General features: G+C 60.2%; 22 protein-coding genes and 1 tRNA gene. 10 read left to right on the top strand and 13 right to left on the bottom strand.

Annotated elements, in window-relative coordinates; translation table 11 throughout:
* Nucleotides 1–91 precede the first annotated feature (91 nt).
* Complete coding sequence (locus CKW40_RS34620) at nucleotides 92–1,048, top strand: LysR family transcriptional regulator (protein WP_095204205.1); 957 nt, start codon at nucleotides 92–94, stop codon at nucleotides 1,046–1,048.
* On the opposite strand, the gene CKW40_RS34615 is transcribed toward CKW40_RS34620, so the two are convergent.
* Nucleotides 981–1,607, bottom strand: coding sequence for a TetR/AcrR family transcriptional regulator (locus tag CKW40_RS34615; protein ID WP_095204204.1), 627 nt, complete (start codon nucleotides 1,605–1,607; stop codon nucleotides 981–983). The genes CKW40_RS34620 and CKW40_RS34615 overlap by 68 nt on opposite strands.
* Before the next feature lie 66 nt (nucleotides 1,608–1,673).
* Here CKW40_RS34615 and CKW40_RS34610 point away from each other — a divergent pair, with 66 nt between their 5' ends.
* Together CKW40_RS34610 and CKW40_RS34605 are read left to right on the top strand one after the other, a co-directional pair.
* Nucleotides 1,674–2,099, top strand: a complete 426-nt coding sequence (locus CKW40_RS34610) for a VOC family protein (RefSeq protein WP_095204203.1) — start codon at nucleotides 1,674–1,676, stop codon at nucleotides 2,097–2,099.
* Nucleotides 2,100–2,361: 262 nt separating this feature from the next.
* Complete coding sequence (locus CKW40_RS34605; RefSeq protein WP_095204202.1) at nucleotides 2,362–5,190, top strand: patatin-like phospholipase family protein; 2,829 nt, start codon at nucleotides 2,362–2,364, stop codon at nucleotides 5,188–5,190.
* 179 nt (nucleotides 5,191–5,369) lie between these two features.
* On the opposite strand, the gene CKW40_RS34600 is transcribed toward CKW40_RS34605, so the two are convergent.
* Nucleotides 5,370–6,320 (bottom strand): S1C family serine protease, encoded by a 951-nt coding sequence (locus CKW40_RS34600; RefSeq protein ID WP_095204201.1) that lies wholly within the window; start codon nucleotides 6,318–6,320, stop codon nucleotides 5,370–5,372.
* 168 nt (nucleotides 6,321–6,488) lie between these two features.
* Here CKW40_RS34600 and CKW40_RS34595 point away from each other — a divergent pair, with 168 nt between their 5' ends.
* Nucleotides 6,489–7,361: a S1C family serine protease gene (locus CKW40_RS34595; RefSeq protein WP_095204200.1), complete on the top strand. Its 873-nt coding sequence runs from the start codon at nucleotides 6,489–6,491 to the stop codon at nucleotides 7,359–7,361.
* Between the two features lie 8 nt (nucleotides 7,362–7,369).
* On the top strand, nucleotides 7,370–8,005 hold the full coding sequence (locus CKW40_RS34590; protein WP_095204199.1) for a helix-turn-helix transcriptional regulator: 636 nt from the start codon (nucleotides 7,370–7,372) through the stop codon (nucleotides 8,003–8,005).
* Between the two features lie 6 nt (nucleotides 8,006–8,011).
* On the opposite strand, the gene CKW40_RS34585 is transcribed toward CKW40_RS34590, so the two are convergent.
* Nucleotides 8,012–8,401 (bottom strand): type II toxin-antitoxin system VapC family toxin, encoded by a 390-nt coding sequence (locus CKW40_RS34585; protein WP_095204198.1) that lies wholly within the window; start codon nucleotides 8,399–8,401, stop codon nucleotides 8,012–8,014.
* Nucleotides 8,398–8,664: a type II toxin-antitoxin system VapB family antitoxin gene (locus tag CKW40_RS34580; protein WP_095204197.1), complete on the bottom strand. Its 267-nt coding sequence runs from the start codon at nucleotides 8,662–8,664 to the stop codon at nucleotides 8,398–8,400. The genes CKW40_RS34585 and CKW40_RS34580 overlap by 4 nt, the downstream gene beginning before the upstream one ends.
* 183 nt (nucleotides 8,665–8,847) lie before the next feature.
* Between CKW40_RS34580 and CKW40_RS34575 the strand changes: the two genes are divergently transcribed.
* Complete coding sequence (locus tag CKW40_RS34575; RefSeq protein WP_095204196.1) at nucleotides 8,848–9,714, top strand: SDR family oxidoreductase; 867 nt, start codon at nucleotides 8,848–8,850, stop codon at nucleotides 9,712–9,714.
* Nucleotides 9,715–10,229: 515 nt separating this feature from the next.
* Here CKW40_RS34575 and CKW40_RS34570 read toward each other — a convergent pair.
* A complete protein-coding gene (locus CKW40_RS34570) occupies nucleotides 10,230–12,503 on the bottom strand; it encodes an OmpA family protein (RefSeq protein WP_095204195.1) in 2,274 nt (757 codons plus the stop codon).
* 198 nt (nucleotides 12,504–12,701) lie between these two features.
* On the opposite strand from CKW40_RS34570, the gene CKW40_RS34565 reads away from it, so the two are divergent.
* Together CKW40_RS34565 and CKW40_RS34560 are read left to right on the top strand one after the other, a co-directional pair.
* Nucleotides 12,702–13,148: a YcgN family cysteine cluster protein gene (locus tag CKW40_RS34565; RefSeq protein WP_095204194.1), complete on the top strand. Its 447-nt coding sequence runs from the start codon at nucleotides 12,702–12,704 to the stop codon at nucleotides 13,146–13,148.
* Between the two features lie 204 nt (nucleotides 13,149–13,352).
* Nucleotides 13,353–13,739 (top strand): hypothetical protein, encoded by a 387-nt coding sequence (locus CKW40_RS34560; RefSeq protein WP_095204234.1) that lies wholly within the window; start codon nucleotides 13,353–13,355, stop codon nucleotides 13,737–13,739.
* A 201-nt stretch (nucleotides 13,740–13,940) separates the two neighbouring features.
* On the opposite strand, the gene CKW40_RS34555 is transcribed toward CKW40_RS34560, so the two are convergent.
* Complete coding sequence (locus CKW40_RS34555) at nucleotides 13,941–14,654, bottom strand: SIMPL domain-containing protein (RefSeq protein ID WP_095204193.1); 714 nt, start codon at nucleotides 14,652–14,654, stop codon at nucleotides 13,941–13,943.
* A gap of 134 nt (nucleotides 14,655–14,788) precedes the next feature.
* Between CKW40_RS34555 and CKW40_RS34550 the strand changes: the two genes are divergently transcribed.
* Nucleotides 14,789–14,864 (top strand) — tRNA-Ile (locus CKW40_RS34550).
* A 217-nt stretch (nucleotides 14,865–15,081) separates the two neighbouring features.
* Here the strand turns inward: CKW40_RS34550 and CKW40_RS34545 are convergent.
* From CKW40_RS34545 to CKW40_RS34535, 3 genes are all read right to left on the bottom strand, one after another.
* Nucleotides 15,082–16,770 carry a recombinase family protein gene (locus tag CKW40_RS34545; RefSeq protein WP_095204192.1) on the bottom strand — a complete coding sequence of 563 codons (1,689 nt, stop codon included), beginning with the start codon at nucleotides 16,768–16,770 and terminating at the stop codon, nucleotides 15,082–15,084.
* Complete coding sequence (locus tag CKW40_RS45640; RefSeq protein ID WP_095204191.1) at nucleotides 16,767–17,072, bottom strand: DUF2924 domain-containing protein; 306 nt, start codon at nucleotides 17,070–17,072, stop codon at nucleotides 16,767–16,769. Before CKW40_RS45640 ends, CKW40_RS34545 begins: the two co-directional genes overlap by 4 nt.
* A 61-nt stretch (nucleotides 17,073–17,133) precedes the next feature.
* On the bottom strand, nucleotides 17,134–17,739 hold the full coding sequence (locus tag CKW40_RS34535) for a hypothetical protein (RefSeq protein WP_143748428.1): 606 nt from the start codon (nucleotides 17,737–17,739) through the stop codon (nucleotides 17,134–17,136).
* 368 nt (nucleotides 17,740–18,107) lie between these two features.
* On the opposite strand from CKW40_RS34535, the gene CKW40_RS34530 reads away from it, so the two are divergent.
* The gene (locus tag CKW40_RS34530) at nucleotides 18,108–18,527 is read left to right on the top strand and encodes a hypothetical protein (RefSeq protein WP_095204189.1); all 420 of its coding nucleotides are present in this window, start codon (nucleotides 18,108–18,110) and stop codon (nucleotides 18,525–18,527) included.
* A 688-nt stretch (nucleotides 18,528–19,215) separates the two neighbouring features.
* Here CKW40_RS34530 and CKW40_RS34525 read toward each other — a convergent pair.
* The 4 genes from CKW40_RS34525 to CKW40_RS34510 all read right to left on the bottom strand — a co-directional run bounded on the left by CKW40_RS34525 (nucleotide 19,216) and on the right by CKW40_RS34510 (nucleotide 21,363).
* Nucleotides 19,216–19,557 carry a hypothetical protein gene (locus CKW40_RS34525; protein WP_095204188.1) on the bottom strand — a complete coding sequence of 114 codons (342 nt, stop codon included), beginning with the start codon at nucleotides 19,555–19,557 and terminating at the stop codon, nucleotides 19,216–19,218.
* A 10-nt stretch (nucleotides 19,558–19,567) separates the two neighbouring features.
* Nucleotides 19,568–19,933, bottom strand: a complete 366-nt coding sequence (locus CKW40_RS34520; RefSeq protein WP_095204187.1) for a hypothetical protein — start codon at nucleotides 19,931–19,933, stop codon at nucleotides 19,568–19,570.
* Between the two features lie 136 nt (nucleotides 19,934–20,069).
* The gene (locus tag CKW40_RS34515; RefSeq protein ID WP_095204186.1) at nucleotides 20,070–20,750 is read right to left on the bottom strand and encodes a peptide-binding protein; all 681 of its coding nucleotides are present in this window, start codon (nucleotides 20,748–20,750) and stop codon (nucleotides 20,070–20,072) included.
* A gap of 64 nt (nucleotides 20,751–20,814) precedes the next feature.
* Nucleotides 20,815–21,363 (bottom strand): M15 family metallopeptidase, encoded by a 549-nt coding sequence (locus CKW40_RS34510; protein WP_095204185.1) that lies wholly within the window; start codon nucleotides 21,361–21,363, stop codon nucleotides 20,815–20,817.
* Nucleotides 21,364–21,393 lie beyond the last annotated feature (30 nt).

The following is a 21,393-nucleotide window of genomic DNA, read 5'->3' as shown; positions in this document are numbered from 1 at the left end:
GGAATGAATTGTCCCGCCACATATGGGGTATCGATCCATCAGATAAACTGGTATATTTTCGATACGATCCATCCACAAAATAGATACAGTGATGCAGCCTAACCCGACCCTCGACCAGCTCCAGATCCTTGTCGCCGTGGCCGATACCGGCAGTTTCTCGGCCGCCGGCCGCAAGCTCAACCGGGCGCAATCCGTCATCAGCTACGGCATCGCCAATCTCGAGGCGCAGCTGGGGCTGAAGCTGTTCGAACGCGAGGGCACGCGCGAGCCGCAGCTGACCGAGATCGGTCGGGCGATGCTGGAGGATGCAAAACGCATGATCGGCGTGCTGCAGCGTATGCGCTCGCGCGTCGATGGCCACCATCACGGGCTGGAGGCCGAAGTGGCGCTGTCGGTCGATGCGACGTTGCCTTCGCCCGTGCTGGTGCGGGTGCTGAAGGCATTCGAGGCGCAGTTTCCCACTGTGATGCTGCGCCTGCACATGGGCTCGCTTGGATTGATCCCGGACCATGTCGTCAATGGACAGGCCGATCTCGGCATTGGCGGCCTGCTGGGCGAGGTCGACGTCCATCTCGTGCGCATCGGCTTCATGTCGATGGTGCCGGCCGCGGCCCCCAGCCATCCCCTGGCGCGGCTGCCGAAGCCGGTGAAGATCGAGGATGTGCGCGAGCACACGCAGCTCGTCGTCACCGATCAGTCCGAGCGCACCAAGGGGCGCGACTATGGTGTCTTTGCCTACCGCACCTGGCGGCTGACGGACATGCGCACCAAGCATATGCTGATGCGCGAGGGGCTGGGTTGGGGCGGGCTACCGCGTTGGCTTATCGCCGACGACCTGGCCACCGGCCGCCTGGTGGAACTTGATCTCGAGCCCTACAAGGAAGTGAGCTCGCCACTGTTTGCCATGCATCGCAACGACCGCAGCCCGAAGCCGGCGGCCGCCTGGCTGATCGACCGGTTCAAGCGCGGGCTTGGCTGCTTCAACGAGTTCGAGCCGGGCCAGGTGCCTGAGGACGACCCGGAGACAATCCGTCAATCAGCGCCATGAGCACGGCGCGGTAATCCTCGGCCGAGGCGCCGGCCTCGATGGCCAGTGCGGCGCGGTCGAAGGCGGATGCAAGCAGCGCGGTCAGCGCCTCCGCCGGCAATCTCGTCATCCTATTGGCCCGCATCGCCGCGACCAGGCCCTCGCGCAGCGAGCGGTTGCCGTGGCGGTCGTCGATCGCATCCATGGCGGCGCGGCCCAGCACGGCCGGGCCGTCGAGCAGCAACAACCGCGTGCGGCCGGGCACGCGCATGGCGGCGAGATAGGCGTCTGAGCCGGCGATGAGCGCATCGCGGGCTTCGAGCGAGGGTGGCGAAGCACGATCGATCTCTTGGGCCACCGCCTGTGCCTCCTGCTCGACCACGGCGGCAAACAGCGCCTGTTTGTCGGCGAAGTGATGATAGAGCGCGCCGCGCGTGACGCCGGCGGCGGTGACGATCTCCGGCGTGCCGGTCTCGGCATAGGATTTCTCGGTGAACAGCTTTCGCGCCGCCGCGACCAGGTCGGCGCGCGTCGCCTCGGTGCGGTCGCGGTTGGAACGGCGCGCGGATTCCTGTTGCATACATGCAGCCTGTATGTTAATTCGATTTACATACAGACTGTATGTTATGTCCAGGGAGAAAGAAAGATGAAGACCACAAGCTACTACCCGGTGCTGATGACCGGCGACGTCGCCGGCACGGCGGTCTTCTACGTCAAGCATTTCGGCTTCCAGCCGCTGTTTGAGAGCGGCTGGTATGTGCACCTGCAGTCGGTGGACAACAAACGCGTCAATCTCGGCATCGTCCAGGGCGACCATGAGACGATCCCGCAGGAGGGGCGGGGGCGCACGTCGGGCCTGTTGATCAATTTCGAAGTCCGCGACCCCGATGCGGTCTATGAGCGGATCCTTGCTGCCGGCCTGCCGATCCTGCGCACGCTGCGCGACGAGCCCTTCGGCCAGCGCCATTTCATCACGAGGGATCCCAACGGCGTGCTGATCGACGTCATCAAGCCGATCCCGCCCAGCGAGGAATTTTTGGCGCAGTACGCGGAGGGCGCGGCAGGGGTGTGAGGGTGGTCCCTGGCGGAATTGTCGGCAGATGTGACTTTGCCGGTGCCGCTGCTCGCGCTGAATTTTGCAGCACGCGGGGTCGGATGGGCCAGCACGCTGCTTTTGACATCTGCGAAGCAAAGCGTCGGATGTCTTTAAAATCGCTTGCGATTTTAAAGACATCGATGGCGTCGCCACCCGCTTCAACTCTTCCGATCTTAATAATCCTTGCAGAAAACGTCATTCCCTGTTGTATTGTTCAAGAACATAGCGACATCGGGGGATGGCTGTGGTCAATCGAGGCAAGAAGCCGGAGACTATTCCGTATACCGAGAAATTCGATGCGGTCCTTCGATCGGAGTATGATGCGATCCTGGATCGTCGCAAGGCGCTTGGTGTCGGCGTTTCAAAGGGTGCCGGCGGCGGCAAGCCGGATTCCGTTGCCAAGGATGATCCGGCCTGGCTGTTCGGTGTCGCGCTTTCGGGGGGCGGGATAAGATCGGCTTCGTTCTGCCTCGGCGCACTACAGGCGCTCGACCAGTACAAGCTCACCCCCCGGATCGACTATCTGTCCACAGTGTCAGGCGGCGGCTATATCGGATCGGCGATGGTCGCCGACATGACGCGCCAAGAACTCGAGCAGGCAAAAAACGGCGTGGACAAGCCGCTCGATTTTCCCTTCGCCTCGGATGACGACGTGCGCGACAACGCGCTTGTCGGCCAAATCCGTGACAACAGCCGTTTCCTGGCGCCACGCGGCTTTCAGGACATCGTGCTGTCGATCGGCATCCTGATGCGCGGCTGGATGGTCAATTTCCTGCTGTTGCTGACGTTGATCCTGCCGCTGGCGACATTCGTCATCCTGACCAACCCGACCACCAGCCACCTCGGACACAGCATCGCTCTCGATGTCGCCAATTGGTGGTTCGGAGACGATTGGGGCAAGGAGGGATGGACTGCCCGCGTCCGATCGATGATCGCCAACCCCTTCGTGCTGTCGTATTCGGCGACGCTGGTTCTCGCCGTCTGGCTGCTTGCCTGGGCGTTGTGGCGTTCCTATTCCGACAGCTACGCTGTCGCGCGCAAAGGCGAGCATCTCGAACAGGACAGCCTCTGGGCCAAGGATGGCCGAACCTTGCTGCTGGTCACGGCCGGCCTGTTCCTGATTGAAGTCCAGCCCAAGATCATCCTGTGGCTGATCGAGGTGACCTCGCCGCCGCGCGGTCATCAGCAGACGACATTGGACACGCTCAAGGCGTTGATGGCGACGGCTGGCGCGGTCATCACGGCCACCGCCGCATTCAGGGGCATACTGGTTTCCTGGGTGCAGAAGGCCCTCAACGCGCCGGGGATCGGGCACCAGGTCCGGGGCTATCTGGCGCGTGCCGCCTTCCTGGCGCTCGGCCTGGCGCTGCCGTTGGTCATCTATGGGCTGTTTCTGGTCATCGTCATCTGGGGCATCAAGGTCGATCCGGCAGTCGGCGACATGAACGGCTATGCCTATGGACCGCAATGGCTGACGACCGACAATCGTATCCTGTTCACGGTCCTTATCCTTTGCATGCTGCTGTTTCTGGTGGCGCGAACCTTTGTGGTTCGCTATCTCGCCGACGATCTGGCACCTGGCCGGCTCACCAGCTTCTTTGGCGCGATGACGCATGACTACAGCGGTTCGGTGGTCGTCAAGGTGCTGCTGATCCTGGCGGGCTCAGCCGTTTTCGCCGTAGCCGCCAGAACGGCGAAAGGTGAATGGCAGCACGACGAATCCACCGTGCTGCTCAACTATCTGGCCATCAGCGCCATCGTCATAACGGTCGCCTTCAATTTCACCGAAAATGCCAATGGGTTGCACCGCCTCTACCGCGACCGGCTCCGGCAGGCGTTTCGCCTCGGCGGCAGCGACGATCAGGCTGACATCGCGCTGGATGCACTGGGCGTGAAGGCGCCCTATCTCCTGGTCAACGGCACGCTGAATGTCCGCCGCGCCAGGCAGGCCGCGGATCCTCCGAGAAAGTCTGTCATCGCCGGGGCGGTTCGCTGGCTGGGCGCCAAGATTGCCGAAGCCATGAGGTTGCGGGCGTGGTGGGGCGGGCCGGACATCGTTCTTCCGGGTCATCACCGGCCAATCGCGCCCGTGCCTGTCGTGCAAGCCCTGAGCCTGCCTGAGGCCGACCCGAGCAAACGGGGGCGCAACGCGGAATTCTTTCTGTTCTCAAAACATTTCGTCGGCAGTGCGTCGACCGGATATGCGTCCTCGACGACAATGGCCAAGGAAGAGGGGCAGCTGGATCTCGCGGCTGCGGTGGCGATTTCAGGCGCCGCCATTTCCTCGAGCATGGGTCGCATCAGTCTCGGCCTGCTTGGGCCGACGCTGGCCCTGCTCAACCTGCGGCTGGGGTTCTGGCTTCCCAATCCGAGCGGGGTTGAGCTTCAAAAGCGGTCTTCCCGACGCAGTTGGGAGGACATATTGCGGCTGTATCTGCTGGCAGAGGCGACGGGGCAGCTCAGGTCGGACAGCTCGCGCGTCTACATCACCGACGGCGGCCATATCGACAATATCGGCCTCTATCAACTGCTCAAGCGCAAGTGCAAGCTGATCATCGTGGTCGACGCCGAAGCCGATGCCGGCATGAATTTCGGTGCGTTCACCGATGTCCAACGCTTCGCGCGGATCGATCTCGGCGTGCGTATCTCGCTTGACTGGCGGCCGGTCAGGGATGCTGCGCTGGCGCGCGACGCCGACCGCACGAAGATCATCCCGCCGGACTCGCCGCTGCATCTGCGGCATTTCGCGGTCGGCAAGATCTACTACGAGAATGATCCGGTCGAAGGGATCCTCATCTACGTGAAGGCGTCGGTCACCGGCGACGAGCCCGACTATGTCCTAGACTACGAGCGCCGCTACCCGCTTTTCCCGAATGAACCGACGAGCGATCAGTTCTTTTCGGAAGAGCAGATGGAAGCCTACCGCGCGCTTGGATTCCATGCCATGCGCGTCGCCCTTCGTGAACGGCCGCAAATGGCTGGCATCGAAGGCCTCGACGGCATGCAGGCAAGTCTGACTGCCCAGATGAAGATGCGCCTGGGCAATCAGGGGCAGGAGATCAATTAGAGCAATTCCAGGAAAAGTGTGAACGGTTTTCCCGGGAAAAGCGCGTAGCGCTTTCCCTAGGGAATTGCGTCAAAACAAAGAGTTAGAGCGTTTCACCGTTTTCGTGAAAACGGTGAAACGCTATAGGGCACGGGAACGGCCCGGCGGTCTGCCGGGCCGTTTTGCCGGATCGCGCCGCTCTAGCTCGCCCGCGCCACCGGCGTTACCGCCACCTGGCTGACGCCGGTGCGGCGCACCACCGTGCACAGCGTCTCGCGGCCGATGCGCTCGGCGTCGAGCATGCGCACGAGGTCGTCGACGCCAGTCACCGGGCGCCCGTCTATGGCCGCGATGATGTCGCCTTCCTTCAGCCCCGCCTTGGCCGCCGGGCCGTTCTTCTCGACACTGCGCAGCCGCACCGCCGTGCTGGTCGACACTTGCGACAACAGCGCCGCGCGGCGCGGCAGATTGGTTGTGTCGGCCGACACACCGATGAAGGCGCGGCGCACGCGGCCGAAGCGGATGATCTCCGAGATGACGAAATTGGCGGTGTTGGAGGCGACCGCAAACGCGATGCCTTGCGCGCCATGGATCATGGCGGTGTTGACGCCAATGACCTCGCCGGCCGACGACACCAGCGGCCCGCCGGAATTGCCGGGATTGAGCGCGGCATCGGTCTGGATGACGTCATCGATCAGCCGGCCGGTCGAGGCGCGCATCGAGCGGCCGAGCGCCGAGACGACGCCTGAGGTGACCGTCCATTCGAAGCCGAGCGGATTGCCGATGGCAATGGCGATCTGGCCGCGCCGCAGCCGCTTGGAATCGCCAAGCGGCGCCACATCGGCAAAGCTGCCGTCGGCGCGCACCAGAGCGATGTCGGTGTCGGGATCGCGCCCGAGCACGCGGCCCTCGCTGGAGGCGCCGTCCGGCATCGACACGCGAACTGTTTTTGCGTCACCCACGACATGGAAATTGGTGACGACCAGCCCGTCCGGCGCGATGACGAAGCCGGACCCATGGCCGCCCTGGCCGCCAATACGCTCGATGCGGCAGACGGCCGGGCCGATGCGGTCGACCGCGTCCGCCACCGTCATGGAATAGGCGTCGAGCAATGTCTCATCGGATTGGAGTTTGGCGGCGGCGAGGGCCATGAGTGGGCTCCGTGTTTTCAGGCTTGATCGTGACTATATGTGCGGAGCGGCTGGAACCGCCGCGACCTGACCAGATGGCCAGTCAAACCGCCAACTAGCCGTCAGGCGAGTACCTCCAGGGGCGCCGTCGGGCGATATCTGGGACATGACGAACCCCAGGAGACCATCATGAGTGATTTCAATCTGAATGCGTTTTCGCAAGCCGTTGCCGACCTTGCCGCCGCGGCGGCACCGGCGACCGCGAGCTTCACTGCCCATCATCACCGCACGGCAAGCGCCTTCCACTGGCGCGACGGCTATTTCGTCACCGCCGAAGAGGCTGTCGAGGCCGGCGAGGAGATCGAGCTGACGCTGGCTTCGGGCGAGACGGTGAAGGCCGAGCTGGTCGGCCGCGACCCTTCGACGGGCGTCGCCCTGCTGAAGCCCGCGGATGCGGCCACTGCGCCCGTCCTTGCCAAGGCCGATGCCGTTCGGCCGGGCAATATCGCCATCGCCATCGGCAGCAGCCAGGGCTCGGCACTGGCTGTATCGGGCTCGGTCGGCGAAGTCGGTCCGGCCTGGCGCTCGATGCGCGGCGGCACGATCGACCGGCGCATCAATCTGGCCGTCGGCGCCGGCGGCCGCTTCGAGGGTGGCCCGGTGCTGGACGCCAAGGGCGCGCTGATCGGCATGCTGTTGTTCGGACCGCGTGGCCGTGCGCTGGTCATGCCCTATGAGACGATCGAGCGGGCAGTGGCGACCTTGCGCGAAAAGGGCCATGTGGCACGCGGCTATCTCGGCGCCGGCCTGCATCCGGTGCGCGACCGCGACGCCCATGGCGCGATGGTGATGAGCCTCGACGACAGCGGCCCAGCCAAGGCCGCCGGCCTGTCGCTGGGCGATATCATCGTGGCGTGGAACGGCGAGGCCGTGCATGGCCCGCGCGACCTGATCCGCCGGCTCGGGCCGGATAGCGCCGGCGCTTCTGTGACGCTTGGCGTGGTGCGTGGCGGCGAACAGCGCGATGTGACATTGACCATCGGCGAAAAGCCGCTGAGCTGAGAGGATCGATGGAAACGCTCGCCGGCGACCGGATCATGAGCAACAGTGCCGCCTCGCGGCGGCTGGTGGTGCTGGTTGCGCTCGGCGATGCCGCGCGCGCCGAGCGCCTGGCCGCCACGCTTGCCGCCAGCGACGACATGTTGCCGGTCGTGGCCGGCGGCGGCAGGGCTGACGTCGCCATCGTCGACGACAGGAGCGGAGATACCGTGCCGGCCTCCACGCCACGGGTGCTGCTGTCGGGGCGCGCCGGCGGCGAGCGGCCCGCCGGCGAGGTGTTTGCGGTCATGCCCGCGGGCGCCGACGATCTGCTGATCGCCGCGGCGGCGCGGCTGGCGGCGGCCGGCTATCGCGTCACGGGTGAGGGCCGCGACGGGCGCCATGAGGATTTCCATGCCGGCGAGAGCGAGCCCTTCGAGGATGAAGTCTTGGACGAGCATGCCACCCGGCCTGCGCTGTCGCCACGCGAGGCGGAAGTGCTGGCGCTGTTGGCCGAAGGCGCGCCCAACAAGGTGATTGCGCGTCGGCTCAACATTTCCGTCCACACGGCGAAATTTCACGTCGCCGCGATCCTGATCAAGCTCGGTGCCGCCAACCGCACGGACGCGATTGCGATTGCGATGCGGCAGGGACTGGTGCTGGTCTGATATTGCTCAGACTGCCGCTTCGATGTCGGTCAGCCGGAAATCGTCACCCTTGAACAATAGCGGCATGGCTTCGAGCCGCGCAGTGGCATAGGCGATGCAGTCGCCGAAATTCAGTGCCGCCGGATGCCGACCCTTGCCGTAACGCAGAAAAGCCTGGCGGGCGACGGCTGCGTGGTCGGCGGTGAAGGGGATCGTCTCGATCGAGGCGGTCCGCAGGAAGGTGTCTAGCCGATCCAGGATTTCATCTTGCCGGCCGCCCGCGAGCACCATCGTTGTTTCCAGATACGTTGGCGCTGCCAGCAGCCGTCTCTTGGCCTGCGTGATCGCGAGCACGAAACGTTCGTAGCCCGGCTCGAGACGCAGAATGGCGACCAAGACCGAGGAATCGATGATCATTTCGTCGGGATTCCGAACTCGTCGTAACCGAGGATTTCGTCGTCGGTCATCGCATCTTCGCGTTCGGGGATTTTTCCGGCACTGTCGGCAATCGCCATCAACCGCTGAAACAGATCACTGGCGTCTTCGCGCGGTACCAGCCGTTCGCGCGCGACCTCGCGCTCGAGGCTCTGACGGATAGCCTCTGTCACGGACACGTGGCGGCGACGGGCAAGCTCGCGCGCCAGTTGCTCCACTTCCATGTTCTTGATCGATAGTGCCATTCTATATTCTGCCTGTTTGTATAGAATATATACCTGAGCCTCGGTAAATCCAATAGATATCGGGCGCTGTCGATCAACAAAGCCTCCGCAGCGTCACCATGGCTTCCCGCGGCAAGCTCTTGTATCCGCAAGCCGCACGGGCAAGGATCGGCTCAGAAGAATGGGTCAGCACGCGGAGGAAAAATGTCGCTCAAGGGAAAGACGCTGTTCATCTCCGGCGGGTCGCGCGGCATCGGGCTGGCGATCGCGCTGCGGGCGGCGCGCGACGGCGCCAATGTGACGATCGCCGCCAAGACCGCCGAGCCGCATCCCAAGCTGCCGGGCACGATCTACACCGCCGCTGAAGAGATCGAGCAGGCCGGCGGCAAGGCGCTGCCTGTGCTGTGCGACATCCGCGAGGAGGCGCAGGTGGCCGAGGCTGTCGCAAAGACGGTGGAGAAATTTGGCGGCATCGACATCTGCGTCAACAATGCCAGCGCCATCCAGCTCACCGGCACGCTGGAAACCGACATGAAGCGCTATGATCTGATGCACCAGATCAACACGCGCGGCACCTTCCTGGTGTCCAAAATGTGCATTCCGCACCTGAAGTTAGCCGGCAATCCTCATATCCTGAATCTGGCGCCGCCGCTCGACATGAAGGCCAAGTGGTTCAAGAACCATGTCGCCTACACCATGGCCAAGTTCGGCATGTCGATGTGCACGCTGGGGATGAGTGCCGAATTCGCCAAGGACGGCATCGCCGTCAATTCGCTGTGGCCGATCTCGACCATCGACACGGCGGCGGTGCGCAATCTGCTCGGCGGCGCGACGGTCGCGGCGATGAGCCGGTCGCCCGACATCATGGCCGATGCCGCGCATGCCATCTTCATGCGGCCGTCGCGCGAAACATCGGGCAATTTCTACATCGACGAAGAGGTGCTGCGCGCCGAGGGGGTCACGGATTTCTCGGTCTATTCACCAGGCGCGACCGGGCCGCTGGCCGGTGACTTTTTCGTGCCGGACGAGGTGTTTGCCAACTCAAATACAAAAGTCAAAAGCATCTACTGACGAAAATCACGACCTGTCGGCGCTGACCCTCATCCGACTGCCGGCGTTCGTCCTTCAAAGAGCCAAGCAATTGGCTCTTTGTCCGCAACGCGGACCACGTCTCACCTCCCCGTATACGGGGAGAAGGGAGCTACCTCACACCTCTTCCTTCTTGCCTTTGCTCAGGTCCATCAGCCGGTCGATATAGGCCAGCATCAGCGCCGAGACGACGAAGGCGAGGTGGCCGTGTTTCGGCCACGCCGCCGCTCTTTGCAAGATAGGATCAAAGCAAAAAGCCCCGCCGGAGAGGGCCGGCGGGGCTCAATACATCCCGCTGGAGTCGGGACGGGGCAGGGAACGCCCAGCCCTGAATCTGGGGTGAGCGGGCTCGCGATTCAATGAGCCGGCTCTAATGCCGGTACAAATCTTCTTGAGCCCGGGACCCGGATACGAACCTTTCCCATCCCCGATCGAGCCGGGGATGGGTGCTTTTCGCATTGAGTCCACAAACCAGGTCATGGTTTTGAAATCATGACCTAATTGTTGCTGGCGACCGGCGCCACCAGGGACGTGATGCGGCGGATGGCGACACGCCGGTTCTCGCGGTTGGGTGCCTGCGTGTTGATCTTCAGATACTCTTCGCCATAGCCCTGTGTCGTCAGGTTCTCCGGCGGGATGCCGAAGGCATTGGTCAGCGCTTCGGCAACCGCTTCGGCGCGGCGGTCCGACAGAGCAAGGTTCGCTTCCGGCGTGCCGACGGCGTCGGTGTGGCCCTCGATCAGGAAGGTCTCGGCCGGGTTCTTCTTCAGCAGTTTCTCCATGGCGCTGGCGACGCCCTCGAGCTTCTGCACCTCGGTGTCGGAGATCGAGGATGAACCGAATTCGAAGTTCAGCGTGTCGAGGTCGACGCGACGTGCAATGTCGCGCACGCGGGCCGAACGCTTGACCTCGTCGATCGAATAGAGACGTTGGACCCTCTCCACCGGCGGCTGGTCGAGGAAGGTGAAGTAGTCGTCATCGCTTTCGACGTCCTCGGAATCGAGGATGTACTGCCGGCGCGGAATGTTGAGCCGCATCGGCGGCAGGTCATCGCCGGGATCGCGCCAGTCGCCCTCATCCTGATAGTCCCGCTCGTCGACATAGCTCAGCACATATTCGCGCCCATCCGGCGTGATGCGCGAACGCTGGATGACATCGCCATAACGGTTGCGGATGGTGACGATCTGGACGCCATTGTCGCGCTGGACCGTCTCGCGTCTACGGCCTTGCGACAGATCCTCGTAATAGACGTCCCTGGCACCGCGATTCATGCGCGGGGCGTCATTGCTCTGGACGATCGTCTGGCCGCCGAGCTGGATGATGACGCGGTCGCCGATCTCCTTGAGCACGTCGACGCCCTTTGGACGACGGCGGTCGCGGATGTTCTCGTCGGGCGCCCGGTCGAGGCGCTTGCCCTTCTCTTCCGTTACCGGGACGAGCTTTTCAGGCTTGATCTCCTGCTGGGCTGCCTTGTCGTCGGTTGGAGGCGGACCCTGGTCGACAGGAGCAACCACCGGCTTCTGGCCCTGGTCGCCGCCTTGCTGGGCGTTCTGGCCACCATCCTGCTGCTGGCCGTTCTGGCCGGCCTTGTTGCCATGTTTGCGGCCGCCAGCCTTGCGCTCGGCATCCTTCTGGCTGTCGAGGATGGGGGCAGCGTTCTTGTCGGCAGGCGCTTCGCCCTGCACGGGGTTTTCGCCCTGGACGGGCGCGGCCGTGTTGCCATTGGCGGGCTGTTCACCGGTTGCCGGCTTCTCGCCATTGGCCGGTTGTTCACCTGTCACGGGCTGCTTGCCCGTCTGCTGCTGCTCGCCTGTCGCCGGCTGCTCGCCATTGGCAGGCTGTTCACCCGCCGGCTTCTTGCCGTGCTTCTTTGTCTTATCCTGGGGCTGCTCGCCCTGGGTAGCGGGTTGTTCGCCGGCCGGAGCCGATTCAACCTTCGGTGTCGTTACTTGCCCTGCCGGAGCTTCCTTCGGCGTCGGTGCGGCTTCCGGCGTCACTGCCGGGGCAGCGGGCGCCTCTTTCTGCTGGTCCTGTTTGTGTTTCCTGCCGGGCTTGACCGGCTGGTTGTCATTGGCGGGCTGTGTCTCACCAGCGGGAGCCTGCTCGGTTGGGGTTTCGGTCTGCTGCTGCTGGTCGCGCTTCTTCTTGCGCGGCTGCTGTTCGTCGGTTGCGGGGGCAGCCTCGCCGGCCGGTGCCTGTTCGGTCTGTTGCTGCTGGTCGCGCTTCTTCTTGCGCGGCTGCTGCTCCTCAGCGGCCGGGGCCGCCTGTTCGGCGGGAGCCTGCTCGGTCTGCTGCTGCTGGTCGCGCTTCTTCCTGCGCGGCTGCTGCTCCTCGGCGGCGGGTGCTGCCTGTTCGGCCGGCGCCTGCTCGGTCTGCTGCTGTTGTTCGCGCTTCTTCCTGCGCGGCTGCTGCTCCTCAGCGGCCGGGGCCGCCTGTTCGGCGGGAGCCTGCTCGGTCTGCTGCTGTTGTTCGTGCTTCTTCTTGCGCGGCTGCTGCTCTTCGGCAGCCGGGGCAGGCTGCTCGGCTGCAGGTGCTGCCTGCTCGGCCGGCGGCTGTTCGGCCTGCTTTTCGCGCTTCTTCTTGCGCGGCTGCTCCTGGTCGGTCGGCTGTGCCTCGTCAGTGGGTGCGTCCTGTGCCAGGATCAGCGGGGTTCCACCGCCTTGCATGGGGTCGAACGCGGCACTTCCCTGAAGCGGGAACGCGCCCAACGGCGCGGATGCCATCAGCAGGCCAAGTGCGGTGCCTGCCAGAATCCGTGGTTGGCGTTTCATCGAAAACTCTCCTTGTGGGGTCCCATCCTTGCCAAAACCGATCTTAGCCCGATTGGTTCCAGTTTGCTGGGGATAGATGTCGTACAGGGCGAATGGCCGGCCTTTTGAAGGCAACTTCGTGTCATTCGGCCGAGTTGCGGCCGCATTTCAACCGTTGCCGCGCTTGACCTCGGCGGCCACTGGGGCCACATCCCCAAAATGGAAACGCCGTTTTGGAAAACAAAGACGCTGGAAGCGATGAGCCCGGACGAATGGGAATCGCTGTGCGACGGCTGTGGCAAATGCTGTCTGTCGAAGCTCGAGGACGAGGATACCGGCGAAATCTACTGGACCAGTGTCGGCTGCCGGCTGTTCGACGCACAAACCTGCCGCTGTGCCGACTATGCCAACCGGCTGGCGCGCGTTCCCGATTGCGTCGGGCTGACGCCGCAGAATGTGCGCACCATCAGCTGGCTGCCCAGCACCTGCGCCTACCGGTTGGTGGCCGAGGGCCACGACCTCTATTGGTGGCATCGGCTGGTGTCGGGCAGTGCCGAGACCGTGCATGAGGCCGGCATCTCGATGCGCGGCCGGGTCAAGGCGAGCGAGACCGATCTGGCCGAGCCTGAAGATTATTTTGACTATATGCTCGACGACGAGCCTTGAGGCCCGTATCCGCGCAGTTCCGGAACAAGGACCGGGGCAAGATTTTTGGGGATGCATTGTTCGAAAGCTGGCGAAGATTTCCTCTTCCCGCCACATGAACCGCAGATGAACGGCGGGTTCGTAAACAGTTCAGACAGGCTGATGCATTCTCCCATCATCGGTTTCACGAGGACGGGCGCAAGCCCGCAACAAGGAGAGAGAACCATGTACAACACGATCAAGACGGCGGCCCTTTCGGCCCTGGTCGGCCTCGGCACGCTGGCGGCCATCCCTGCTCATGCCGACAGCCTCTATCTCGGCTTCGGCAACAACCAGGATCCGCGCTTTGGTGTCTATGCCGGCGACGACGGCTATCGGCATCGCCGCGATGAGCGCCGCGACGACTGGCGCGGTGACGACTGGCGCCGTGACGGCTGGCGCCGCGGCTGTTCGCCGGATCGTGCCCTCGACAAGGCCGAGCGCATGGGCCTCTACCGCGCCCGCATCGTCGACGTCAACCGCCGCACGGTCAAGGTCATCGGCCGCCAGGACGGCGACCGCGTCGTCGTCGTGTTCGCCAATGAACGCGGTTGCCCGGTCATCTATCGCTGAGGCTCGCGGCATAACCCTCTGCGAGGGTTAGCCAGAAGACACGACCTTCTTTGAAGGTCGTCTGGACTAGCAGAGCCCGCTTTCTGTAGGATGGGTGCGGCTCGAAAAAACCCCGCGGGAGCGATCCAGCGGGGTTTTTCATGCGCGGCATTTGCCGTTGGCGTGGCCGGGCGAGGCTCGACCACGCATCACACGGGCTGCCTACTTCAGCTCGAACGTAACGGTGACCTGAACGTTGTAGGCGTTCTCGCCGGCTTGCGTCGGCACTGCCGCGCCCGCGGCGGCGTCGAAGGCCTTGGCATTGATCGCCATCGGCGGCGGCGCGATGTTCTGGTCGGTGATCTCCAGCACCCGGCCAATGCTCACGCCGGCGGCTTCCGCGAGCGTCTTGGCCTTGGCGATCGCGTTGGCCACCGCTTTCTTGCGGGCCGCGTCGATGGTTGCCGCCGGGTTGTCGTTGGTGAAGGAGATGCCGCCACCCTGGTTAACGCCGAGCGACACCGCCTTGTCGAGGATCTCGCCGGTCTTGTCGATGTCGCGCACGCGCACCGCAAGCGTGTTGGTCACCTGGTAGGCGACGAGTTCGGCCTCCTGACTGCCGTCGGGCTTGTTGGTGTAGTTGTAACGCGGGTTGATCTGGATGCCTGCGGTCTGCAGGTCGCGATCCTTGATGCCGGCCGCCTTCATCGCCGCGATCACGGCGGCCATGGCGTCGTTGTTGGCGTCGAGCGCCGCACGCGCCGTCTTGGCTTCGCGCATGACGCTGAGCGACAGCAACGCCAGGTCGGGAGGGGTGGTCGCTTCGCCTTCACCCGAAACAATGATGCGGGCGGGCGTCGGCGAATCGGCGGCTCCAGCCATCGCCGGAAAAGCGATTGCAGCGGCGAGCGCGAGGGGCAAAAGATATTTGGTCATGAAAATCTCCTTGGTCTGCGATCCAGTCGCAAAGGTCGCGTAGAGCGCGATTATGGGTTGATTTGGGCGATCCGCGAAAGCTCGTCGGGAAAGCCTTGTGCCGGGAAGCGAAAAACATTAATCCAGCCCGCGTGGGGCCTGTAGCTCAATGGTTAGAGCCGGCGGCTCATAACCGCTTGGTTGGGGGTTCGAGTCCCTCCGGGCCCACCATACAGTCCATCCGATTTCCGGGTTTTTCGACCGTCTCAGAATAGAGTCGACATTTCCGTGGGTTAGCGCCCGGTAGTTGGCAACACTTGGCTGAGACACGGCAGTGAGCGCCGAAAACACCTGACTTTCGGCCCTCCGTCTCTGTCGGGCGAATTCCGTAGCCAAGTGTTTGCCAAAGCGATGGTTGGCGTTGCGGTCGGATGCACCGGTGATGCTATCAGGAGCCGAGGAGAATGGCCTGGCTACCCCAGGCGAGCGGGAGGTCAGACACCCGCGAGAGCCTGTGCGTCGTTAGGTCGACAGGTTGATCACCTGCAACGATGCTGGCCGCAATTTTCGGGGCGAGGAAAGCGAAGGGCAGGAGGCGACTAACCTCGGATGTATCGGTGCCGTTGAGCATGGCAACGTCGGTGAGGCTTCGATGGGCTCCGTCGGTAAGTTGACCGAGGTACAAGTGGGCTCGACGCAGAAGGTAGATCAAAGCACCATCGGGTTCTCGGCTGATTTTAGATCCGTCTGTAAGCAAGATCCGTGTTTCGACGCCGCGCCGCTTCATACCGATTGGACATTCGATGGAAGTTACATGGGCGCCATCGTTGGGTGGCAAAATCTGATCGAGAAGCAATTCCGATAGCGAGCGGCGGTCAAGTTCGATGGTCAATGCCCCCGGCTTGAGGGTGATCTTTCGAACGATCTTTTGGAGCAGAGATCGCTTCGCGTCCGCAGTGCCTGATGCCCAGGACGCTCGCATCTCTTTGGCTCGCCGCATCGCCGACTGAATTTCGCCAGCGTCGGCCCATTGCCGAATCCAATCAGACAGTTGGGCATGATCACTCAGAATCCGATTCAAGCGATGCTCAACAACTGATTCAAGTGCGGGTGCCGGAAGACGCCAGCCCTCGGAACCTTTCCTGCGCTCATCGACGAACTGCTTTGAGACATAGTAGCGGTAACGAACACCTTGCTTGTTGGCATGGACCGATCGCAATTTCTCGCCCACTTCGTCAAAGAGCAGACCGGTGAGCAGATGAGGTTGCGTGACATTGGAATCGCTTCGCCGCCGTGGCGCCTGAGAGATAAGAAGTGCCTGGGCCTCTTCGAAAGTGGCCGGCGACACGATCGGCTCGTGCTCTCCATCATAGACTTGTTCCTTGTGCCTGATCTTGCCGATGTAGATCGGGTTCGAAAGCAGGTGATAAAGATTGCCGCGGCCAAACGGCATGGTGACTGCAACTGATCCGTCTTTGAGTTGTCGCGACCGTGTGGAAAGCCCTTCGCTCGCAGCCTCATCGACAAGGTCGCGCACCGATCTCAGGGTGAGATAGCGGGCGAAGAGGTGTCTGACTGTTTGTGCGTCGGTTTCGTCAATCACCAGCTTGCGGTACTCGACGCGATAGCCCAGGGGTACCACGCCACCCATCCACATGCCTTTCTTCTTCGAGGCCGCGATCTTGTCTCGGATACGCTCTGCTGTAACCTCCCGCTCGAACTGGGCGAAGGACAAAAGCACGTTGAGCGTAAGCCTGCCCATTGAGGTCGTGGTGTTGAACTGCTGGGTCACCGACACGAAGGAAACGGAGCTGGCATCGAAGATCTCGACGATCTTGGAAAAGTCCGTTAGCGACCGGGTAAGGCGATCGATCTTGTAGACCACCACCACATCGACTTCTTTGTCCCGGATGTCTTGCAAGAGACGCTGCAGGGCAGGGCGTTCCATCGTGCCGCCCGAGATGCCTCCATCGTCATACTGGTTCGGCACCAGCTTCCAGCCAAGACCTACTTGCGAAGCGATGAAGGCTGCACAAGCTTCCCGCTGTGCGTCGAGCGAATTGAATTCTTGCTCCAGGCCCTCTTCAGTCGATTTGCGAGTGTAGATGGCACAGTTGAGACGAGGGGTCGTCGTCATAGCCCAAAGAACCTCGGGCCAGACCAATGTGCGCCGGTAATGCGACGGGCGACAGCAGACAGTGATCCATACGTCTTGCCCTCAAGCACGAAGCCGTCGTCGACCACTTCGACGATGTGCATCCGGCCATTCCATTCCCGCATCAGGCGCGAGCCCGCTCTTGGCGGAAGGGATCGTGGCGGCGACGTTACTGCCTTATCCGATGACGCTGCTCGGACTGATGGAACACCGTCCTGGCGATCCGGCCCAGTATTGCTCGGGTGGACGGCATTTGCGTTAGTCCGACGCCCGAAAGCGGTCACTTATTCATCCTGCACCGTGGCGTGGCAGTGAACGCGATCAAATCATTCTACGCACCGGAACTCACTTCGACTGGGTCACCGTGACTTTATCAGGTACGCCCACAGGAGCGAGACTTTTGAACTTTGGCTCCGCGAAGCTTAAGCCGAACTCATCGACCGCATCGGCAAGCAAGGCGTTGTAAGTGTCAAAAGTTACCTGCAGGTCGTAGCTATCGGCAAACGCTTTTGGATCGTCCTTGCGGCTTGCCGGAGAGGTTCGGATCTTTGCATCTTCCCCCATGCCATTAAAGGTCTGAAACGCGGAATCCATAAAACGATTGTAGTCGTTTTGAAATTTATCTGAAAAAAAAGGCTTGTAGATATAAAATATCTCGTCTGACGCCCGCTTAGCGTCAACTACTTGGGCCGCTGAGATTTGATTCCAGCGACCCACATAAATGATGTAGCTGAGTATTTTATTTAACTGCGGTCCGATTCGATCCCAGAGTTCTATTTTCTTATCCTGAACCTTTTCGACTCTAGACCTATCTGCTGACAGCTGAGCAAATTTCTGGCCATAGTAAAACAATCCGGCGGTCATCAACGTAGAAATGACAAGACTCGCAACACTTAAGCGAAAGCTCCAGAGCTCCGGTTTCTTCCAGCCGGTAGGTGAAGTGCCGCTCATAGCCGTGCCCTCACGATATCGCCAGAAAATATCCCGACTTCTTGCCAAAGACAACACGGTCTTTCGATGAGGCAGAGCCGGCTCGCGATATTCTAGGATTGAAAGCAAGCTGGCTTGACCGTTGACGTTTCTGGGATCGTGAGCGTTGAAGCCGCCTGTCCATTTTTGGCCCCAATTTCAGACATTCAGCCAATTCTCAGCACCGAGGGTCCTTCTTAGGTGAAACTTGACAAAAAAATATATATCTACCGGTCAAAGAAGTGCCATGTTATCATAATTTCGGATGTTTCGATCGCAGCCTGCCGACCAACCTGCTGTTGTTAGATAGCATAACGTGACCTAGATTTGGATCTCTATGGGGGGTTAAAATGGACTCACTTGGCAATGGCATGGCGCTGACGTACGCAAAAAACTACTGGGACGTGGGCAACCAGTTGGTTGTTCTTATGTTTGGCCTGGCTTTTGCCGTATACTATGCGCTGGTCCAATACGATGAGGTGCGCCGTCTCGTTTCCAAGTACAATTTTAGACTCTTACGTCTAACCATAATAAGTAACGTGTTTCTATTGATAGTTCTTTGGTTCATGAATATGCAAGAATCGGCTCTTGCTAGTCTCGTCCGCCCGGGTTTTGCGGGAGGTGAAAACATAGTACGGGCGGTCGAGATTGGATTCTGGATAAGGTCTGCTCTGCTTGTGGGGAACACGGTTCTCTATATAATAGTTTTGAAATTCGTGGAGCGCAGGATTGACCCAGCTACAGGAAAAACAATTGTGCCAATTGTATAGCATTTACCGGATTTTAGTAGCGTTTGGCGTCGCGTATAATTTGAATTTGACGTGAGTTCATCCCGGCTTACGAGGCCATGACAATACCGCAGCGCGCTTTTGCCGGGGTTAGTCGCGGCAAGGACTGTCATCGCCATGGAGGCAGAATCGAATAATTCTGGATGCCTCTCTGTGGGATAATAGGGAGTGAGTATTTATTGATATAGTGTGCCAGTGCTAATAACGAATAGGTGATCAGTAAATTTGTACATCGCGCGGCTGTCATCGTAATAAATTGACAAGCAGCGATAGTCGTCTCTGGATTCATAAATAAGATGTCGACAGTAAGCGTCGCCATCTATTGACCATGTACCGCCGGCATTAATAACCGATATCTTTTTTCCAAAAGTTGATGCGTACGTTCCTGACACTACGCGGAATTTATTTGGTGAGAACCAATACAACTCCCCCGAAAACCCGCCGAACAGAGTGCCTTTAAGTCGCATCTTATGACCGAGTAGGGTCCGGTTAATTTCGTCACCGTGAAGCATTCTGAAATCGGCTTTGGCTACACTTGTAGTGCTGATGATTGTACTTACTATCAACGCTAAGAACCTGGTATTCGCTATCTTTGGAGACGATCTCTGACGTATGATCTCATCACAATACATATGATTGCTCCAAATTCTGCATGGCGCGGATCAGGAAACTAGAGCGGCGGCTTAACCGCGCCCAGAATCCTATCAAGGGTTTCCCGCGACAGCATGCCGTAGACAATTGCATAGCCCACAATCAGAGCCATGTCGGAAGCGTCATCTAAACCATTGATAATTCCCGGGAGGGTGGTCTTCGCGTAAACTCCCATGGTGATCAAGCCGACCGGCAACCCGGCGACTAACTGGCGGCGCAAGGGCTGGCTGGCTTTGGCTGGAAACAGATATGATCGCGACCAGACGCCGAAAAAAAACAGAGCGATTAGAAGTAGCATGAACAAAAGGCTGCCGACAAATGCGAGATAGGGTCGCAGAAATTCCGTCACGTTTCCCGACATCGTGATCCCCTCAGTTCTTAGTGCTGAAATATTGATAAGGAACGTCATCCGTTCCGGATAATGCCCAGCCCGCGCCTTTCAGAAGTAGCCATAATTGTCGACCGAAAAAGACAATTCTTACACACTTTTCATCGTCAATTACGTATTCCTTGTTCTTCTCAGTAGAGCCAATAACATCGCCAAGGGTGCCGAACGCACCTTCTGGAGGTGCGCTCCGCAGCGATGATATACCTTTGGCAATGACGGTGCCGCCCTTATGAATGGTGGCCTTCGGAATGTTGCATTCATCGGCCATTGCCGGCACGGCCATGCTGACCCAAATCGATGCGATCGCTGCCCCGAACCCCGTGGAGAGCGTGCGACCTATTTGAATCATGTCTCAATCCTCCAGGTAGAGATATAGTACACGACTTCCGTACCTTTGATGTGGTAGTTCTGACTGTCTGCCAAGTGAACGCTTTTGCATCCGGATGGACCTCGTTCGCAGAGCCGTGCGATAGGGCCGTGAACGTTCATATCGACTTACTGAGGTTCAAGTACTCAAAAATAAGCTCCCCATAATACTTCCCGCTACTCCTGTCCTTGAAGCCCTGCTTCAATCCTCTTGATGGGTTGAACGAGCCGGCATTGTAGGCGATTGCGACATACGCTTGCTCAAGATCAGAAAGCGAAGCTTTCCCACCAAACCCAGCGCGAGTTTGCGCGTCGGCCAACTCTGACAATGCCTTTTCGAGGCTTTGGTCAAATTGAAACCACTTCTTATTCAGGAAGAAATCGGGGTCCACGCCATGACGGGAGAATTGGATATCATATTGGAAGATTCCAAATCCATGGCAGAACTTGTCTGCGTTAGCCATGGCCACCTTGTGATAGGTGGCATTGTATTCTCCGACCGCCTCGAGGGCACTGCGAGCGATTGCAAAAAGCTGTTGGCCGTTAGGGTCAGTCAGAAGGTTCGACTTTGTTGTTGGGAATGCTGTCCGCCCCGGCGCATCGATGGTATCGCCGACGCAAACCTCCAGTATCGTTGCGACAGGTATCGTCGTGAACAAATTTCCCCAGACTTCAAATGTCTCTTGCGTTGCCAGCGCCGTCATCAGGTCGAGACCAAATGGTTTTTGCACGACGGCAGCATTGATTTGTGTGGAGAACGATTGCTTGAACCAGCGAATGCCATCTGCAAGCTTAGACATATTCTCCTCCCGGGACCAATCCGAAAAAAAGACTATTGCCGTTTACTATTTATCTGTCTCGTTCTTATAGAGCCTCATCGGGCATTTTGAATATTGTTTCATCGGCGAGTTCAAAGTGCATACTGTCGACGTTATCACCCGAAAAGCCAGCACCCCAGTACCAGCCATGCCTGTTGAAGAGTGGTGCCAAGTAAAAATTTCCGCGATTGGTGAGGTTAAGGCCTTGATCGACGACCTTCGAGCCGAAATAGATATCTATAGCTGTTCCCCAACTATGGTTCGAGTATCGCGATGGATTGTGACGCCTGCTTCGGACGCACAGCATGCCCGCAGTTTTTGTAGCAGAAAATATTGCAGGTGACGCGACTTTGACTTCGCCGAATATCTGTTTCAACGAGTCGCATGCATAATCCAATCCTGTAATTTTGAACGGCCCGCAGTTGAGATCTCGCCTGACTCGTGAAACGAAGTCGCCGGTCGGTTCAGAGCAATCTTGAGTAAGTTGGCCCGGGCGTCCAAATTTTGAAAGCATGGTTTGCTCTCTGCACGCGCTTAAGCCGACATTGAAACTGTCGCGGGGCGGTATGGGAATTCTGTCGTTGGGGCCGTCCATGGTGACCTTCCAAATTGTCGATTAGACGTG

The organism is Mesorhizobium carmichaelinearum, assembly GCF_900199455.1.
In the GTDB taxonomy this organism is placed as follows: domain Bacteria; phylum Pseudomonadota; class Alphaproteobacteria; order Rhizobiales; family Rhizobiaceae; genus Mesorhizobium; species Mesorhizobium carmichaelinearum.
Note: the sequence above shows the minus strand (reverse complement) of the source record. Positions and strands in the feature narration are given on the sequence as shown.

Excerpts from the sequence above, each read along its gene's own strand:
- CKW40_RS34620 (WP_095204205.1), top strand. The coding sequence starts at position 92 with ATGCAGCCTAACCCGACCCTCGACCAGCTCCAGATCCTTGTCGCCGTG.
- CKW40_RS34615 (WP_095204204.1), bottom strand. The coding sequence starts at position 1,607 with ATGCAACAGGAATCCGCGCGCCGTTCCAACCGCGACCGCACCGAGGCG.
- CKW40_RS34610 (WP_095204203.1), top strand. The coding sequence starts at position 1,674 with ATGAAGACCACAAGCTACTACCCGGTGCTGATGACCGGCGACGTCGCC.
- CKW40_RS34605 (WP_095204202.1), top strand. The coding sequence starts at position 2,362 with ATGGCTGTGGTCAATCGAGGCAAGAAGCCGGAGACTATTCCGTATACC.
- CKW40_RS34600 (WP_095204201.1), bottom strand. The coding sequence starts at position 6,320 with ATGGCCCTCGCCGCCGCCAAACTCCAATCCGATGAGACATTGCTCGAC.
- CKW40_RS34595 (WP_095204200.1), top strand. The coding sequence starts at position 6,489 with ATGAGTGATTTCAATCTGAATGCGTTTTCGCAAGCCGTTGCCGACCTT.
- CKW40_RS34590 (WP_095204199.1), top strand. The coding sequence starts at position 7,370 with ATGGAAACGCTCGCCGGCGACCGGATCATGAGCAACAGTGCCGCCTCG.
- CKW40_RS34585 (WP_095204198.1), bottom strand. The coding sequence starts at position 8,401 with ATGATCATCGATTCCTCGGTCTTGGTCGCCATTCTGCGTCTCGAGCCG.
- CKW40_RS34580 (WP_095204197.1), bottom strand. The coding sequence starts at position 8,664 with ATGGCACTATCGATCAAGAACATGGAAGTGGAGCAACTGGCGCGCGAG.
- CKW40_RS34575 (WP_095204196.1), top strand. The coding sequence starts at position 8,848 with ATGTCGCTCAAGGGAAAGACGCTGTTCATCTCCGGCGGGTCGCGCGGC.
- CKW40_RS34570 (WP_095204195.1), bottom strand. The coding sequence starts at position 12,503 with ATGAAACGCCAACCACGGATTCTGGCAGGCACCGCACTTGGCCTGCTG.
- CKW40_RS34565 (WP_095204194.1), top strand. The coding sequence starts at position 12,702 with ATGGAAACGCCGTTTTGGAAAACAAAGACGCTGGAAGCGATGAGCCCG.
- CKW40_RS34560 (WP_095204234.1), top strand. The coding sequence starts at position 13,353 with ATGTACAACACGATCAAGACGGCGGCCCTTTCGGCCCTGGTCGGCCTC.
- CKW40_RS34555 (WP_095204193.1), bottom strand. The coding sequence starts at position 14,654 with ATGACCAAATATCTTTTGCCCCTCGCGCTCGCCGCTGCAATCGCTTTT.
- CKW40_RS34545 (WP_095204192.1), bottom strand. The coding sequence starts at position 16,770 with ATGACGACGACCCCTCGTCTCAACTGTGCCATCTACACTCGCAAATCG.
- CKW40_RS34535 (WP_143748428.1), bottom strand. The coding sequence starts at position 17,739 with ATGAGCGGCACTTCACCTACCGGCTGGAAGAAACCGGAGCTCTGGAGC.
- CKW40_RS34530 (WP_095204189.1), top strand. The coding sequence starts at position 18,108 with ATGGACTCACTTGGCAATGGCATGGCGCTGACGTACGCAAAAAACTAC.
- CKW40_RS34525 (WP_095204188.1), bottom strand. The coding sequence starts at position 19,557 with ATGTCGGGAAACGTGACGGAATTTCTGCGACCCTATCTCGCATTTGTC.
- CKW40_RS34520 (WP_095204187.1), bottom strand. The coding sequence starts at position 19,933 with ATGATTCAAATAGGTCGCACGCTCTCCACGGGGTTCGGGGCAGCGATC.
- CKW40_RS34515 (WP_095204186.1), bottom strand. The coding sequence starts at position 20,750 with ATGTCTAAGCTTGCAGATGGCATTCGCTGGTTCAAGCAATCGTTCTCC.
- CKW40_RS34510 (WP_095204185.1), bottom strand. The coding sequence starts at position 21,363 with ATGGACGGCCCCAACGACAGAATTCCCATACCGCCCCGCGACAGTTTC.